This is a genomic window from Actinoplanes sp. NPDC051633 (genome assembly GCF_040681735.1).
Classification (GTDB): Bacteria; Actinomycetota; Actinomycetes; order Mycobacteriales; family Micromonosporaceae; genus Actinoplanes.
This window is the reverse complement of the sequence record NZ_JBFAZH010001153.1, coordinates 1-2,430: the sequence shown is the minus strand read 5'-3', so window position 1 is coordinate 2,430 and position 2,430 is coordinate 1. Positions and strand designations below refer to the sequence as shown.

2 protein-coding genes are annotated in these 2,430 nt (G+C 72.7%); both read right to left on the bottom strand.

The features are described 5' to 3' along the window. Positions 1 to 953, bottom strand: a 953-nt coding sequence (locus AB0M20_RS38295) for a glycosyltransferase family 87 protein (RefSeq protein ID WP_364305797.1), incomplete at its 3' end; no start/stop codon positions are given. Next, positions 950 to 2,284: a polyprenol phosphomannose-dependent alpha 1,6 mannosyltransferase MptB gene (mptB, locus tag AB0M20_RS38290; RefSeq protein WP_364305795.1), complete on the bottom strand. Its 1,335-nt coding sequence runs from the start codon at positions 2,282 to 2,284 to the stop codon at positions 950 to 952. The genes mptB and AB0M20_RS38295, both read right to left, overlap by 4 nt. Positions 2,285 to 2,430: the final 146 nt, after the last annotated feature.

Sequence of the window (2,430 nt, the reverse complement as noted above, 5' to 3'; positions counted from 1 at the left end):
AGCCACTTCGTTCTGAATATACCGGCTTGATGGGGAATATCCCCATGCCCCTTTTGTATTTTTGTTGGCATGACCGGGCTGATCAGCGTGCCCACCACGCCGGTCAGCGCCAGGCCCAGCACCACGTCGTCCGGCGCCCGCCGCACCCGCCACGCCCACAGCGCCAGGACGACCAGGACGAGCGCGATCCAGAGGTACGTCGCGATCGGCTCGACCGGGAGACGGGCCACGAAGCCGCGCAGCGACTGGTTGGACAGGTAGGACAGCACGCCCACGCGGTCGGTGTCCCACAGGGCCGCCGTCCAGAACTCCCGGGACGCGTCCGGGTAGAGCGCCGCGGCCAGCAGGGTGGCCGCGGTGGCCGTACCCATCGCCGTGAACGCCGCCCGCCAGCGGCGGGTGACCAGCAGGTAGAGGATGAACACGCCCGGGGTGAGCTTGATGGCCGTGGCCAGGCCGATGCCCACGCCGGCCCACCTGCCGCCGGCGCTGAGCCCGAAGAGCAGGTCGGCCGCCACCAGGGCGAGCAGCAGCGTGTTGACCTGGCCGAAGGTGATCGTCTCGCGGACCGGCTCGAACGACACCGCCAGGCACAGCCCGATCGCGACGGCGAACCATGGCGTCCAGGAGTGCCGGCGGACCATCGGCGCGATCAGCCACCACACGATCAGGCCGGTGGTCACCACCGACGCGACCGTCGCGATGGTCAGCACCAGCGGGAACGGCAGCCACGCCATCGGGGCCATCATCAGGCCGGCGAACGGCGGGTACGTGAAGCCGTAGGGCGTGCCGGGCCGCAGCCAGTCGTAGACCATGCCCCCGTCGCGGAACCAGTAGCGGACCGCTCCGGTGTAGACGCGGCTGTCGAAGAACGTGTTGCGCGTCTCGGCCAGCCACACGATGACCACCGTGACGGCGACCAGGCCCGCGACGATCGCGATCCGCCTGGTCATGCGGCGACCCTCGGCCGCTTCCGGACCAGGACGACCACGACGACCGCGACGAGTACGGTCATCGCCACCGCACCCTGCGCCTTCGTGGCCAGCGCCAGGTTGTACCCGTCGGGCAGGCACAACGCCGAGGCGACCGCGCACGGCACGACCAGCCACAGGGTGTCCCGCCGCAGCGTGGCCGCGAGCACGGCCAGCGGCCAGGTCAGATACCAGGGGTGGAAGACCGGCGCGAGCGCCACCGTGGCCGCCAGCGCCAGCCCCGCGCCGAGTAGCGGATCTCCCCTGCGGGAGCGCCACCACAGCACGGCCAGCACCACGACCAGGCCGGCGATGCCCAGGATCCGGGTGATCGGGACCGCGTCGAGGCCGAAGAGGTCCAGCGTCATGCCGACCGCGGTGGACGGCGAGGTCCACTGCACCGACGCGCCGCTGCCGGCCAGGTTGGTGATCCATCCGAGGCCGACCAGCGAGGCGAGGCCCACCGCCCCCACCGCCGCGCCCAGGAAGGCGACGCCGGGGAATAGCAGGAACGCGAACGGCAGCACCACGATCGCCGTCGCCTTGACCCCGACCGCGAGGCCGAGCAGGACGCCGGCGACCCAGGCCTTGCGGGCCGCCAGCCCGGCCACCAGCAGGCCGACCATCACGGCGTCGTTGTGCGCGCCGGAGATCAGGTGGATCGGGACCAGCGGGCAGGCCAGCGCGAGCCAGGCGGCGCGCTCCAGCGGCACGTCGCGGCGGCGGGCCAGGGCGGGCAGCGACACCGCGATCAGCACCACGCCGAGCACCGCGATCAGCCGCAGCACGATCAGCGCGCCCAGGATCGAGCCGGTCTTCGCGGCGAGCGCCGCGAGGATCAGGAACACCGGGCCGTAGGGCGCCGGCGCGTCCAGCCAGGTCGGCGAGACCGCATCCACCCAGGGACAGCCGAGCTCCAACGCGCCGGCCGCATACGCGTCGTGGCCGTTCGCCAGGGCCCAGCCCTGACACGCGTACGAGTAGACGTCGTAACTGCCCAGCGGCAGCGTCACGAGCAGCGGCGCCGCCCACAGCGCGGCCGTCACGTACGCCCACCGGGCCGACGGCACCACCTTGCGGCCGAGCACCCACGCGCCGATCAGCAGCAGCGTGCCGGCCAGCCAGCACACCGGGCTCAGCACGCCGTTGTCGCCGGCCAGGATCGTGCGGGCGGTCATCGAGGGGTGCCAGGGCCACGTCGCGCCGTCCCGCGCCGCCGCCACCGTGAGCAGCAGACTTCCGATCAGCCCCGCGTACCGGATCACGACGGGGCGGGGCATGGCGGCCACCCTACCGTGACGCGCTGCGACCACCGGTAGGGTCGTCCGGGTGTGGGCGGGGCGGCGGCTGGAGTGGGTGACGGCCGGGTGGGCGGTGCTGCTCGGGGTCGCGTACCTTCTGGCGCCGATCATGGGCTCGGACCTGTCCGCCCAGGTCGCGCGCGCGGACTTCTTCGCTG